Raw genomic sequence first — 15201 nt, forward strand, 5'->3', positions numbered from 1 at the left:
CGCGCCTTCCGCACACAGATTTGGTGCCTCGCGCACTCGGAATCTGCGGTGCTCCAGCTCATCCGCCCCGAGAGTCATCACGGAATGAACTATCTACGAAATGTGCCGGTGACTCACTCCGGGAAGAGGGCACTAATAACTTTACCGCATGCTTTAGGCAAAAATTTTCCCCTTTAAAAGCGTTAGCGTATAAAAAGGCTCTTGATGTGAATAAAGCGTTGAAAAACTCTCTTTATTCACATCAAGAGCCTTTTTGCGTGGGAGATTAGAGAGGGAAGCAGGGGAGAGGGTCGGGAGGAAAAGCAGTGGGAGGAAGGGCTTACTTCTCAACAGGAAACGGGTACAATAGAGTCCCCTGCCCGCATCCGGCATGTAGCGCCGACCGATATTACCTGAGCCATGCCGCCCCAGAGACGGGCGCACTCCACAGACCAAGAAACGCATCTTCATGACACATAAACCTACACACGCCCTGCCCGAAAATACCGGCGCGGCAGACAAACCCAACACTGCAGCAAAACTTGGCACAGTAGCGCCGTCCGAGGCGAACCCGCCCGTCACCGGTGCAGTTCCGGCGGTGACAGGCACCATGCCCTCCACCACTGGTGCCATCCCGGCTGTGCCCACACCTGATACAGGCCCCGGGAAGCCCAATATGGACGATCCCAAAAACATATACCTGCTCAAAGATGCCCCCGTTTTCACAGCGCTTCTTTCCCTGGGTATCCCCATGGCAGCAGGGCTGGCGATCACCAGCATTTACAACGTCATTAACTCCTACTTTGTGGGGCACTACGGCACCGTCGAAGAGCTCGCCGCCACCGGATACGGCGTACCTGTTTTCGGTATCATCATGGCGATCGCGGGTGTGTTCGGTCTGGGCTCATCAACCCTGGCGTCGCGTCTGCTGGGCGAAGGAAATGAGACACGTATTCGCAATGTGACCTCATTCGCCTTGTACTCTGCGCTCGCCTGTGGCATGGTGGTCGCCATTGCCGGGTTCCTGTTCGCAGACCCGATTACCGGCCTGATGGGCGCCTCCGGAGCATCCTTTGAACCGACCAAAACCTTCGTGCACCTGCTCTTTTTGGGTGCGCCGTTTTCGGTCGGCATGTTTACCCTGGAACAGCTGGTGCGTTCCGAAGGTTACGCCAAACAATCCATGTACGGCATTATCTGGGGCGTCGTCATCAACTCAATTTTCGATGTTCTGCTGATTGCGGTTCTCGGCTGGGGTATCGCCGGTGCCGGTTGGGCGATGCTCGCCGCAAACGCCGCATCCATGGTGTACTACCTGCAGTTCCTTATTCGCAAGAGCCCCAACTTCTCCTGGAAACCCGGCGATTTTGTGATCGCCGGCGACATTATTAAACCCGTGTTCGCCGTGGGTGCCGCCGAACTGATTCAGAGTGCAAACCTGACCGTTTCCGCGCTGGTGCTCAACAATATTGCGGCAGGATACGGTGACGATTCTGTGGCCGCCTTTGGGCTGGCGATGCGCCTGAACATGGTACCTGAAATGCTGTGTATGGGTATTTGCATGGGAGGTATTCCGCTCTTCGCCTATGCCTACGGTGCTCGCAATCGAGACCGCGTGCGTTCGACCCTGAAAACCGCCGCAATGGTATCGGTGGCAACCTCCATTATCTTCACCACCCCCGTTTTGATATTCCGTCGCCAGCTTCTTGAGCTCGTGGGCGACTCCTCGTTGGTCGCCACCGGCGAGAAAGTACTGGTCGCGCTCATGCTTGCCGCCGTGTTTAATGCCGTGAGCATTGTGTTCGTCTCGTGGTTCCAGGCCGCCGGTAAAGGCTTGCCCGCCACGCTCATGACCCTGGGTATTGCGCTGCTCTTCTTCCCCGCAGTTATCTTCGGCAATATGTGGTTCGGCTTCGACGGCCTCACCTGGGCGTTCCCCTTCACCCAGATTTCGGCGTGCGTACTGGGCGTGATCCTGTTCTTCGCAACCGGCGGTACTAAGGTTAAGGATGCGCCCGCATCGGGCACCCCCGAGCACGGCGTGACCGAGATTAAGGTTGAGTCTGAGTAGCGGGTCTACACTTTCTGTCATTCGCACCCGTGAAAACGCTCTGACCTGAGTGTATGCCTGAAGCGTTATATAGCGGTGACCCCTGGAAACAGAGTTTCACCACTGTATAACGCTTTTGGTATATATCGGGCAAAGCAGCTTGAAATAATATGCTCAAAACCGCATATAAGGTTCTGCCGTGCAGTGCAGTATCAGAAGTTATTCCGTCATGGAACGACCTGCATATGCCCCACACGGGCGCAGCCGTGTATGATAAGCGAGGCGGCAGCCCCGCATTCAGGGAGAGCCAACCGGTTATATGCGTTTACCGGCATATAAGGAAAAACTTGCGGTATTGGTGCCATGTGAGGTTATTGCATGGCACATATATATGCCGCAGGATTATTCCAGACTGGGTATATACCCTTGTCAGGCTTATATGCCTATACTCCATGCGTTCGCACGCCGTCGCTATGTTCACCGACCATTACCCTATAAGGAGGTACACCGTGCCCCAAGCCGAGCATCTCGGTGTACCCGAAACACAGGTTGCCGGGGAGGCCGCATCGACGGCGAGTGCAGACGAGCTTTCCCGCGAAGTTCTTCATCAAAACAACCTGAGTGAAGACTCCCGAAACATTTACTTCCTCAAAGACGCCCCGGTGATGCGCGCGCTGCTTGCCCTGGGTATCCCTATGGCAACCGGGCTGGCGATCACCGCCATTTACAATGTGGTGAATTCCTATTTTGTGGGGCACTTTGGCACGGTTGAAGACCTTGCCGCGCTTATCTTCGGGTTCCCGGTGGTAGGCGTCATTACCGCGCTGGCGGGACTTTTCGGGGTGGGCGCATCCACCCTCACGGCACGATTGCTGGGCGAGGGCAACACCGAACGCATTCCCGCAGTTACCTCTTTCGCTGTCTATGCTTCTCTAATCTTCGGCGTAGGGCTGGCGGTAGCGGGGATCTTTTTCGTCGATCCGCTCACTCGGCTGATGGGTGCCGGTGGTGCCACCTATGAACCGACTCGCTGGTTCGTGACCGTGCTGTTCCTTGGTGCCCCGCCCTGGATGTGTATGTTTACCCTGGAACAGCTGGTGCGCGCCGAAGGGTACGCCAAACAATCCATGTACGGCCTGCTATGGGGAGTACTCGCCAACCTCGTGCTGGATGTGCTGCTCATCGGCGTTTTACGCATGGGCGCGGCGGGCTCTGGCTGGGCTCTCATGGGGACAAACGTCGCCTGCATTATTTATTACATGCTGTTTTTGACCGCGAAGAGCAAGAATTTTTCGTGGTCGCTCAAGGATTTCACGCTCTCTGCCGACGTGCTTAAACCCGTGCTCTCTGTAGGGTCCTCGCAAATGGTATCGAGTCTTTTCCTCGTTGTCTCGGCCCTGGTGCTCAATAACCTGGCGGTTAAATACGGCGATGCGGCGGTCGCCTCCTTCGGCGTTTCGATCCGTCTGATTATGGTTCCACAAACCCTGTGTACAGGTATCTGCATGGGCAGTATTCCACTTTTTGCTTATACCTACGGTGCGGGGAACCGGGAGCGTCTGCGTGCCGCACTCAAGGTCGCGGTGCTGCTCTCAGTCGGAACCTCGGCGATATTCTCGATTCCGGTCTGGGCGTTCCGCGACTGGGCGCTGTATCTTGCGGGCGGACCCAGCATCATCACGACGGGGGACCAGGTACTCACCGCTTTGCTTTTCTCAACCGTTTTCTATGCGTTAGTGATGTTGCTTGTCGCCTGGTTCCAAGCCTGCGGTAAAGGCGTGGCGGCGGTAGTTTTGACCGCGAGCGTGGGCGTTTTCTTTTTCATCACGGTCTTCGCGGGCGATACACTTTTTGGATTTACCGGGCTCACCTGGGCTTTCCCCGTCACGCAGATGGGGTCGTGCGCGCTCGGGGTGGCGCTGTTTTGGGCGAGCGGGCGCACGCGTATCCGGCGGTGTGAAAAAGCGTAAGCACAGAATAAGCCGCCGGGCAACGAGCCTCACCCAAGGTTTACTTCCACCACGTATCGGCGATGCCCACTGGAACCGTGCGTTTATGCCTACTGCGCAGGTAGATGTTCTCTAGCTTTTCGGCGACGGCGGGGTCAATTTCTTTACCCTCCAGGTAGTCGTCGATCTGCGGGTAGGTGATGCCGAGTTCGTCCTCGTCGGTGCGCCCGGGGATACCGTCAAGCAGGTCGGCTGTCGGCGGCTTAGCCCACAGCCGTTCGGATGCGCCCAGAACCCTCAGAAGCAGCTGATTCTGCCGCTTATTCAGTCCAGAGAGCGGCAGTATATCTGCCCCTCCGTCGCCGAACTTCGTGAAGAAACCGGTCACGGATTCCGCTGCGTGGTCGGTTCCGACGACCAGCAGGGACGGGTCGCCAGCGAGCGCATACTGGGCGATCATGCGGGCACGCGCCTTAATATTTCCCTTGTTGAAGTCGCTGATGGGCGTGCCCACGGCAGCCGTGTAGGCGGTGTTGAAGCCATCGACCGCATCCGCAATATTGAAGGTGACGGTACGGTCGGGGGCGATGAATTCGAGGGCTTTTTGCGCGTCTTCTTCGTCTACCTGCGTTTTATAGGGCAGGCGTACCGCCATGAACTGCGCTTGGTATCCTTCGGCGTTGAGTTTTTCGCTGGCGAGTTGGCAGAGCCTGCCTGCCAGTGTGGAATCGATGCCGCCGCTAATGCCGAGCACGAATCCGTGGGTGCCGGTTGCTTTTGCATAGTCGCAGAGGAATTGTGCGCGCCGGGTTATCTCATCGCGGGCCTGCGCCTCGGTCATGTTGGGGCGTACACCCATTTCAGCCACTATTTTTTCCTGAAGTTCACGCATACTTCTAGTGTACGCGGGCGCCGTTTTGCTGAGGGAACGAAAGTTAATGCAGCTAATCTAAAAGATTAGCCGAATCTTTTGCTATAAAGAGCTAATTTACTGTTGTTTTTAGTCTAGAAATACTACAAAGTGTCGCGATGTATAAAACAGGCGGAACTATTTGCATTTTTGTTAGCCTAGGGTAGGTTGCCTAATATTCGGTGAACCTCACACATCGCACTGATAGACCTCGAATGAAAGTACACTATCATGAGCCAACAGAACTTTGACCCCAATCAATATGGCCAACAGCCCGCACAGGGTATGCCTCAGCCGGTGTCGGGACAGGCGCCGGATGCGCAGGGCAAGGCAACGTTCGCGCATATATCCATTCTGCTTACTTGGATCGCCACGCTTATTATGTGGTCGATCTATAAGGATAAGCCCGGATACGAGGTTGTTAAACGTGCCGCAGCGCGTGCCTTCAACGTCTCGATTACTATTTCGATTGCAACGATTGTGGGTCTGATTATTCCCATTATTTTGACAGTAGTTGCTGTAGCTGGGAAAAGCAGTGGACTTGCGGTTGTAGCCCTTATTCTCATGGTGGTTGTGGCAATCGTTGTTGGTATATGGGGGATTGCTGCTTTCGTATGCCACATTATTGGCGCGGTGAAGGCCAATGCGGGAGAGACGGATTATAAGTACCCGCTGCCCGCCTTGAAGATCTTGAAAGATTAGTAAGACCTAGAGCTCAGCTTCTTAGGGTCGATAACAATACCCCCGCTGTAAAAAGCTCCTTCGATAAACCTGGAGCTTTCTACTGCGGGGGTATTGTTTCATCGTTCGGGATAACCTGTCGTGGTGAAACCGATGTGCTAGAGACCCGCCAAAACTTCACACATAGGCACGGACAAGGCTTTATATCAGTATCGGAATATAAGAATATGCTCTCGATTCCCTCACTGCCGGAGGAACCGAGAGCATATTCGTGATCGGTTATATACCGTGTGGACTATATACCAGAATCGGTATACAGCCAGGTCAGCGTGCTAACGCATAGTTGGCAGGTTCTGCACGCTATTTCGGCAAAGACGTATCTGTCTTTGGAGATTCCGTAGGCTCTGACGGACTCGGCAGACTGCTCTGCTGCTGCTCGCTCAGCGGAACCACCTGGGCGCGTTCACCGGCAGCTCCGTTCTGACCGCTCAAATCTCCGGTACCGTTGTGCAGGTGCAGGAAGAGTGCCGAAGGCTTCTCGCCCTCAACGCGGTGCACCTTCATCTCGCCGCCGTTACGGTCAGCAAAGAGCCCCGGAACACCTGCGCTCTCACCCTCGAACCATACCTTCGGTGCGAACGGGTTGAAAGAGATCTTCTCGGTGGCATCAACATAGTCGCCGCCAGCCTTCGCATTGCTCCACGTGTTCGTCGAAACCGCATAGTCAATGCTCGAAGCCGAGTCAGCTGTCAAACCCAGATCCTTGAGCGGCACACCCAGCACCATCACGTTTGTATCCATGATGTTCGTATCGGTATCGCCCCAAGCGCCATTAAGCGGGTACCGATTGGTTATTTCCCAGGTATCCCCATTCGCCTTCCACACCTTCACGAGTGGGTAATCCAGACCCTTTTCGGGCCCCACCTCAAGGTTGTAGTCGGGCTTACCGTCACGGTTGGTATCGAGCGTCACCTGAAGCTGACGTCCCGGGTGCATGGAATCCCAAATACCCCAGGTTGAAATACCGAAGTAGATCTTACCGTCGTTCGGATTCTGCCCGGCTGCCTTGAGCGCCGGAGCGTCCGAAGCGGCACCTACATACTGCAGATCCATGCTCTGGCTTGAGGGAAGATCCAAATTCTCGGTGGGGATGCGCGGGCTTGCAGCCCCCAGCTCGAAGGCTCCCATCATGGACCGGTAGCCGCCCTGGTTCACATCCTGCCCGGCGAGTTTGACGGTGGTTTCGGTGGCTTTACCATTCTCAAACTGAATCTCAGAGCCTTGAACCTTCATCGTAGAGATAGGCTTCGGCGCCGCATGAACGGGCAGGCGTATAAGCTCCTCCCAATCGTCCTGGTTCGCGTCCTTAAGGAGTATGCGGCCGGAGACGCTCGCAATATACTGACGTTTGCCCGAGATAATAGGCTGGTACTGCCCATCAGTATAGGCCATGGCAGTTTGCTCTTTCTCCAGGGTGGGATCCATGGTCTTTTCCAGGAAGGGGGTGTAAGTCGAGAAGGTGATAGGAACTTTGACGGTCTCACCCGGTTCTACGGTCACCAGGGGCGGTACTTCGGGACCTGAACCAGGGATTTCGGGACCATTCTGGTACGAAAGCTCGTAGGTGTGAGCCACCGAATCCATATTCCGCACGACAATATTGCGGGTTACGGTATGGTCTTCGCCATCGAGAGGATATTCGAGAACGCCGAATGATAGGGAAACCCGTTCGGGAGTTTCCTCATTGTTGACCAGAACCTTCGCGTTAACCGCCTTCTTGGCGTTCACGAAGCCAGACCCCACACGATCAACAGCATATTTATATCCTGAATTGTTGGTGACATTGGTGTCTGCGCTGTTCATGATCGCAGCCTTCACCATAGCCGGGGTATAGTCTGGATGCGCCTGCATCACCTGCGCGGCAATGCCGGAGACATGCGGTGCCGCCATTGAGGTTCCGGTGTTGTAAACCCCTTCGGTGCCCTGGCCGACTGACGCCGAAAAAATATCAACTCCCGGCGCAGCAACATCGGGTTTGATGAATCCTTCGGTGCCGTGCTGTCCGCGAGAACTCATAGAATTGAGGCCGAATTCGAGCCTGGTAGGAATATGCGTTGCCTTCTTATAAGCCTCATTCGCTTCAACCTTGAAAGTTCCGGCCTCCACGTAGGGTTTTATGTCTGCGGCGAAGGCGGTGTTAATGCGGAACCCGGGGATCGTGGCGTTACCGCCAAACCCTTGTTGGGCAGGATAGTCCTTGAGGACGAGCAGCACGCCCGTGCCACCCGCCTGGGCAACATGATCGAAACGTTCGGCGGAGGAACAGTTGACCTTGTAGGTGTAGTCTACTTCCCAGTCGAGCATCACCCATTTACCCTTGATCTTTTCAGCCTCTTCCGGGGTGAAGGGTTTACAGCCGTCATGGTTGCGTTCGGGCGCGAGGGTGACATAGCCGGTGCGTTTATCGGCAGGTGCCTTATCGAGGGGGAAATTGAGCGAATAGTCACCATCAATAAACTTAAAGTCCCTAAAGATGCCGTCAATAAAATCAAGGGGAATTCCGTTTTCGGGGCTGACAATTTTGAGCTGATCAGACACGCTCATAGTGCCATTGGCGTTCGCAACCGAAATGCTGGATGCGGCGTTGGCGGGGCTGCCCGAATCCGAGTAGGTATCACCCACGCCGTTGAACTCATTAGCGTTACCCGCCGCCGTGACGGTGAGAATACCTTGCTGCGCGAGGGCATCCACCATAGCGGAGTCAGGGTCATCAGCCGGAGAAAATTCGCTGCCGAGGGACAGGTTGATGATATTGGCGCGATCCGAGAAGTCGCCGTCCTCATTGGGATCTAAGGCACGGTCGAGCCCCTGCATCACCACGTTTGAGCTGCCCTGGCATCCGAACACGCGGATGCTCAGCAGCTGCGCCTCGGGGGCGGAACCGGGACCGATCTTCATGTTCTTGAGATCGTTTTCGGTGAGTTTGGAGTAGTCGCCGCGGAAGGTACTGCCGTCGGCATTCACCCCGTACCCCGCCGCGGTACCCGCTACGTGGGTGCCGTGCCCGCCGGTTCCATACCCTTCAGGACGGCAGTCGAGTGGATTGTTATCGGGCTTAGGGGTCGAACCCGCGTCGAGAGCGTTGTAGTCATCCCCCACAAGGTCGATACCGCCAACCACTTTGGACCGGTCGATAAGCCCTGAGTCGGCATCGGGCAGGTCCGTCAGAGTCTTGGCCTTTTCGTAAGCCTCTTTCGTGCCGGGTCCGCCAAAGTCGGTGTGGGTGTAGTCGATTCCGGAATCGACCACAGCGATCTTGACGCCCTTGCCGGTGTATCCGGTGCTTTCGGCCCAAGCCTGCACGGCCTTAGAATCTATATCGCTATAAGCATTCATGCTCTTTTTCGCCACAATGGGGGTGATGCGCTCGACATCATCCCGCCCGGCAAGAGAACGGATTTTCTCAGCATTGCCGTGCAGGGCTACACCGCGCATCGTATTGTGCACGGTATAACGTATTTCTGCACCGGAATCCTGAGCCGCTTGGCGAGCCTGATTCTCGACCTGATCCTTGATAGAGGTGGCCTCACCCTGCTTCTTAACGGGTTCCTGTTTATTATGCAGAACCTCGTCGGGCTGGGTCTGCTCGTAGGCGCCCTGACCCTTGAATTTAACGAAGACGAGCACGTCTCCCTCCGCCTTTTTCATGGTGGGGGAGAGCGCATCTGAACTCTGCGGTGTGGGGGCTGCGACGTACTGCCCGTTTTCGTTGGTACCGCCCGGGTTTATGTCTGCGCTGGCAGGCGTGCCAAGCGCTAACAGAATACTTGTCGCGGCGGCAAGGCACCCTAAGGCGCCTCGTCTGCGATGATTCGGAGGCATATCATACTCCTTGATCCTTTGAAGGTAACAATGTACAGATGATGCGGAGTGAATATGTGTTACCCCTCGTAAGAAGCGGGGATACGCCCGAAAAGGTAGGATTTTCCCACCTTCTCGGGCGAAAATCCGCTGCTCGCGGGGTGGATTAGGGGAAGGGGCTAACCCTCAGCCTTGAGCACGCCCTGGTTGTAGCGGTACAGGAACGCCGCCATCGCATCGCGGTGGATAGGCTCCAGCGGGCGGTAGGTCTGATCCGGCCACCCGGTCGTCACCTTCTGCGCGGCAAGCCACTCGATCTCGCGGTAGAACATACTGTTCGGGGCAACATCCTTAAACGTGGGCTTATTCGGTGCCGTGAAGGCCGGGCTGCCTGCATACCGGTAGAAGAACGCAGCCATAGCATCGCGGTTAACCGCATCCTGCGGGCGGAAGGTACCATCCGCATACCCCGTCGTCAGCCGCTGCGCCGCAAACCACTCAATCTCCTTGTAGAACTGGTCGCCGGGAGCCACATCCTTGAACGTGGGCGTGCTCGGCGCGGTGAACTGCGGCGAACCCGCCAGGCGGTAGAAATATGCTGCCATGGCGGCACGGCTCGTATTCTCGGCGGGACGGAACGAACCATCCGGATAACCGGTCGTGATACGCCGCTGCGCCAGCCAAGCGATCTCGGTGTAGAACATATCGCCCTCCTTCACATCCGTGAAGCGCGGGGCAGAAGGGGTCTCCGTGCTCTGCTCGCTCACCGGAAGCACCTGGGCGCGCTCGCCGCTTGCACCCTGGGAACCCGAAAGGTCCCCGGTGCCGTTGTGCAGGTGCAGGAAGAGAGCCTTAGCCGAACCCGCATCCGAGGCGCGGTGCAGCGTCAGCTCGGTGGTGGGTGCATCCGCGAAAAGTCCGGGGATGCTCGACTCGGTACCGCTGAACCACACCTTCGGGGCGAAGGGACTGTAGGTAATCCAGTCGGTCTGGCTGACGTTCTCCCACTCGTACTGAGTGATGGACTCAACGCTGTAGCGAATCTGCGGGGCGTTCTCAGCCGTCAACCCCAGATTCTTCAGGGGCACGCTCATGATGAGTGTGTTCGTATCCATCATGTTCGTATCGGTATCGCCCCAGGCGCCGTTGAGCGGATAGTAGGCGAGCTGTTCCAAAGACCCGTTCTTGTAGCCCAGCAGGCGCACGATCGGGAAGTCCAACCCTGCGGAACGGTCGGTTTTGAGCACGTAATCGGCGCGGTTATTGCCGTCCGTATCGATATTGACCGTGAAGGTGTTTTCCTCAGAGATCACATCCCAGTTCCTCCACGTGCTGATGCCGAAGGAAAGCGTGCCTTCGTTCGGGTCTTTACCCGCATCCTTGAGCGCGGGCGCGTTCGAGGCCGCACCCACATGCTGCAGGTTCGCCTTCATATCGCTGCTGACCCACAGGTTGCTCGGGTTAACACGATTCACCGATGCGCCCCACTCGAAGGCTCCCAGCAGGGAGCGGTATCCGCCCTGGTTCAGCTCGGTGCCCTCTAACGTGACTCGCGTCTTGGAGGAGCCGGAGGGAACCTCCACGTTATTGCCCGCAACCTTCATGGTCGAAACCGGTTTGGGCGCCGCATGCAGGGAAACGCGCAGGGTTTGGTCGCCCTCGGTCAGCTTAATACGCCCGGATTCGGAGGCGATAAACTGCCGCGCCTGCTCGGGAACTAGGGTCTTACCCGTGTTCAGGTCGATGGAGGACTGGGTCTTTTCCATCGCCGGGTCCATAGTTTTCTCCATGCGTGCCGGGTCGATCGTGACCTTCACCTGGAAATTCTTCTTCTCACCCGGCTGCACCGTAATGCTGGAAGGCATCGAGAATTCAACACCGGGCATATCGGTGCTTCCCGCATAGGAAATCGAGTAGGTGTGCGCCTTGGAATCGAAATTCTCGATCGTCATCTCGCGAGTGAGCGACTGCTGGCCTGCGTCTGCCGCATATTCCAGCACGCCGAAAGTCTGCGAGACCTGCTCGGGACGGTCTGCGTTGTACAGAAGCACGCGGGTATCAACAGCGGCCTTCGCATCAATGCGCCCTGAACCCACGCGATCCACCGCGTAGGTATGCCCGGCGGCATCGTGCAGGTCATGATCTGCGCTGTTCATCATCGCCGCCTTGATCTGAATCGGCGAATAATCCTGATGCGCCTGCAACACCTGCGCCGCCACACCGGAGGCAAAGGGTGCAGACATCGACGTACCCGTGTACTGAATCGAGCCCGTTCCGGTACCCACGGCAGCAGAGGAAATATTATTCCCCGGTGCAGCGAGATCGGGCTTCGTGTACCCGTACGAGCCGTGGAACCCGCGTGCGCTCGAAGTTGTCAGCTCATCGAATTTACCGCTCTGAACACGCAGACCACCCTTGAGGTCTTCGCCCAGGCGAATCTCTAGGGTGCCAGCCTGTGCAGCCTCGCGAACCTTATCGGATGCGCTCTTCGCCACCCTGAAGCCCGGAATAGTTTCGTTCCCGGCGATCCCCAGTTCGGCACGCTCTTCCTGGGAGGACAGGACGACGCCCTTAGCGCCAGCTTTCTCAGCATTGTCGAAACGGACTTTCGAGCCGCACGAAATAGTACCGTCCTCGTTCGCCCACTCGATAAAGACCCATCGGTCTTTGAGCTTGGCGGCGTCTTCAGCGCTGAATGCCTCACACCCGAACTTATTTGATGCGGGCGCCGCAACGACCTTACCCCGCAGGGTCTCTTCGGAGGCTTTCGAGTAGTTGTAGTCCACCGAATAGTCGCCCGGAATCTTCCCGGCAATCTGGCTGGGTGCAAGAATCTGCGCCGCATCCATGGCGTAGGTTGAACCCACCGAGTTCGCCACCGTCAGCGCCGAAATGGCGTTCGCGGGCTGGCCAGAGTCCGAGTAGGTATCGCCTACACCGTTGTATCCATTCGCGTTACCCGCCGAGACAACGGCGAGCACACCCTGGCGGAACAGCGTTTCGACGGCGTAGGATTCCGGGTCATCTTCGGGGGAGAACTCGCCGCCAAGAGACATGTTCACCACCTGCGCGCGGTCTGAGAAATCGCCGTCGCCGTTGGGGTCGAGCACCTTATCGAGAGCCTGACCCACCAGGTTGGTGGCACCGCTGCACCCGAAGACGCGGAAGCTGTACAGCTGAGCATCCGGTGCAGAACCGGGACCGATCTTCATCTCGCCCAGTTTCTCGGGTGTCAGCGTGGAGTAGTCGCCGCGGAAGGTCTTGCCTTGTGCATCCACGCCCCAACCTGCCGCGGTACCCGCCACGTGGGTGCCGTGACCGCCGCTGATGCAGTCGATCGGGTTGTTATCGGGCACTGCCGTGTTCAGTCCGTTATAGTCGTCACCGGCAAGATCGTACCCGCCTAAGAACTTCGCGGGGTCGTAGAGACCGGAGGATGCTTCTGGCATATTGGTGAGTTTCGTGGCCTCGTCAAAGGCTTCTTTCGTACCGGGCCCGCCAAAGTCGGCGTGCGTATAATCAATGCCCGAGTCGATCACCGCAATCTTGATGCCCTTGCCGGTATACCCGGTGTTTTGCCGCGCCCAATTTTCGGCGGCTCCGGTATCGACGACAGAACCCGCATTTTGACGGTATTTCGGCACGATCGGGCTAATGCGCTCAACATCCGGGCGGGATGCGAGATCACGAATCGCCTGGGCATCACCCATGAGCGCCACGCCCGGCATCACGTTATGGGTGGTGTATAGAACTTTCGCGTGCGATTCTCCCGCTACGGACTGCGCCTGTGACTCTACGCGGGTCTTGATCGCCTGCACCTGTGCCTGAGCGTTCACGGGTGCCTGCCTGTTCTGCAGAACCGCCCGCGGCTGGGTTTGCTCATAGGCGCCTTGACCCTTGAACTTGACGTAAACCGGTATGGTGCCCTGCGCCTTTAGCATGCTGGGGGAGAGTACCTGCTGCTGCGTGTGCTGTTGTGAGGTTCTCAGGTCTGGGTCTTGCCCTCTCAACGGTGTCTCTGCTGCGTTGAGTGGTACCGCCGTGGAGGCGATAAGACCGAGCCCCAGAACCGCCGATAACCCGATGCGGGTGCACGCCCGCCAGGTGTTGGTGGATGCCATGATGCTCCTTGTGTTTGATAGTGTCGAACCCGAGTCAGCACTTTTGGTAACTATGGTTCGGTGTGATATGCGAGCGCATCGCGTTTTAAAAAACAACGATGTGTCTTGCACTATCAATTCTAAGAAGTTTTACTCTAAAGTTTTATCAAGGACACCAAAAATATTTATAAAATTTATACATAAATGTAAATTCTTTACTTCTATAGTTTATATATTCCCTCAAAACACCCGGTATTCGTGCCACAAAAATCTACCGTATAAATATGGTGCGCGCTATGATAAAAAGACCAAAAACACCGAATAAAAACCTTGTCGAAGCTGAGTTGCTCGTATCGTCGAGCACGGTAAGGATGCTGTGCCCGGCTCGCATGGAAGTCTGCATCAGACCCGACGGGGTGGGGCAGCAGCCTCAAGAATGGAATATTGTCATGAGTCAGCCAAATTTTGATCCCAACCACAACCCCTATCAGCAGAACCCGCAACCTAACCAGGGACAGTACCAACAGCCGTACCCACCGGGGCAGCCTATATACGTGACTCAACAAACCAACGATGTCAGTACGGTTGCCATGTGGGGACATCTTTCCGGGCTTTTAGGTGGGTTTATTATTCCACTCGTTATCTGGGCTATCTACAAAGATAAACCCGGGTACGAACTGGCACGCCGCGCCGCCGCGCGGGCCTTCAATTTTGGGCTAACGGGATACCTGATTGTTCTTATCACCCTGCTGAGCGGGTTTGTCTATATTTTTACGATGGTCGTACCCGGTATGGCATCGACCAACGACCCGAGCACCGCTTTTTCCAGTGCCATGGGTATGTTCGCACCCATAACCCTCATGGTTCTGATAAGCTGCGTTGTCCAGATTATGATGATTATTTTCCAGATTATTGCCGCGGTTAAATCAAACTCTGGTGAAGACTATAAGTACCCTCTGCCCACCCTGCCTATCCTGCGATAGTACCGAGACGGCGGGCGCGTCGGGCAGGAGCTTTGAGCAAGCCCTTGAAGATGGACGCCGTGAAAAGCTTGAACACGAAACACAAAGACGACAACACACAGAACAGGTGAAAACATGAGCCAGTCAAACCCAAATTTTGACCCCAACCAAGACCCTTATCAGCAGAATCCACAGCCTAACCAGGGCCAGCAGCCATACCCGCCGGGATACGGCCCACAGCAGCCGAGCCAAGGCTACCCACAACCGGGTTACGGGCAGCCGGTCTACGTGATACAGCAGCCCACCGACGTTAACAATATGGCGATGCTCGCGCATCTTTCCGGGATTGCAGGATTCTTAATTCCGCTGATCTTCTGGGCGGTTTACAAAGACAAGCCCGGCTATGAGCGGGTACGCAATGCTGCCGCACGAGCCTTCAACCTGGGTGTGACCTTAGTTATCATTATCTTTAGTTCATTCCTGCTGCTGGTTCTGCTGATGGTAATATCCCTCATCCTAGGGGCGCAAAGCCAATCCGGCGAACCATTTATGCTGTTCTTTGCGATGTTTCCCATACTGTGGCTTCTGATCGCGGGCTTGGGCGTTACCGCTGTCGTGTTCCACATTATCGGGGCGGTCAAAGCAAATTCCGGTGAGGACTACAAATATCCTCTCCCCACGATTCCCATGTTGCGTTAAGGTAGGCGGC

General features: G+C 56.3%; 8 protein-coding genes. 5 read left to right on the top strand and 3 right to left on the bottom strand.

Annotated features, from left to right (window positions below; genetic code table 11):
- Positions 1-448 precede the first annotated feature (448 nt).
- Complete coding sequence (locus HMPREF3164_RS07115; protein ID WP_065425161.1) at positions 449-2050, top strand: MATE family efflux transporter; 1602 nt, start codon at positions 449-451, stop codon at positions 2048-2050.
- Between the two features lie 488 nt (positions 2051-2538).
- Positions 2539-3999 carry an MATE family efflux transporter gene (locus HMPREF3164_RS07120; RefSeq protein WP_048754616.1) on the top strand — a complete coding sequence of 487 codons (1461 nt, stop codon included), beginning with the start codon at positions 2539-2541 and terminating at the stop codon, positions 3997-3999.
- Positions 4000-4039: 40 nt separating this feature from the next.
- On the opposite strand, the gene nadE is transcribed toward HMPREF3164_RS07120, so the two are convergent.
- Positions 4040-4870 (bottom strand): ammonia-dependent NAD(+) synthetase, encoded by an 831-nt coding sequence (gene nadE / locus HMPREF3164_RS07125; RefSeq protein WP_048754615.1) that lies wholly within the window; start codon positions 4868-4870, stop codon positions 4040-4042.
- A 249-nt stretch (positions 4871-5119) separates the two neighbouring features.
- Here nadE and HMPREF3164_RS07130 point away from each other — a divergent pair, with 249 nt between their 5' ends.
- Entirely contained in the window at positions 5120-5590 is a 471-nt protein-coding gene (locus HMPREF3164_RS07130) for a DUF4870 domain-containing protein (RefSeq protein WP_048752768.1), read from the top strand.
- A gap of 339 nt (positions 5591-5929) precedes the next feature.
- On the opposite strand, the gene HMPREF3164_RS07135 is transcribed toward HMPREF3164_RS07130, so the two are convergent.
- Positions 5930-9451: a S8 family peptidase gene (locus tag HMPREF3164_RS07135; RefSeq protein WP_083297360.1), complete on the bottom strand. Its 3522-nt coding sequence runs from the start codon at positions 9449-9451 to the stop codon at positions 5930-5932.
- A 158-nt stretch (positions 9452-9609) separates the two neighbouring features.
- Positions 9610-13551 (bottom strand): S8 family serine peptidase, encoded by a 3942-nt coding sequence (locus HMPREF3164_RS07140; protein WP_070449965.1) that lies wholly within the window; start codon positions 13549-13551, stop codon positions 9610-9612.
- Positions 13552-13826: 275 nt separating this feature from the next.
- Between HMPREF3164_RS07140 and HMPREF3164_RS07145 the strand changes: the two genes are divergently transcribed.
- Both HMPREF3164_RS07145 and HMPREF3164_RS07150 read left to right on the top strand, forming a co-directional pair.
- Positions 13827-14513, top strand: a complete 687-nt coding sequence (locus tag HMPREF3164_RS07145) for a DUF4870 domain-containing protein (RefSeq protein WP_246822638.1) — start codon at positions 13827-13829, stop codon at positions 14511-14513.
- 114 nt (positions 14514-14627) lie between these two features.
- Complete coding sequence (locus HMPREF3164_RS07150; protein WP_070449971.1) at positions 14628-15191, top strand: DUF4870 domain-containing protein; 564 nt, start codon at positions 14628-14630, stop codon at positions 15189-15191.
- Positions 15192-15201 lie beyond the last annotated feature (10 nt).

Source organism: Rothia sp. HMSC08A08 (assembly GCF_001808385.1).
GTDB lineage: Bacteria > Actinomycetota > Actinomycetes > Actinomycetales > Micrococcaceae > Rothia > Rothia dentocariosa.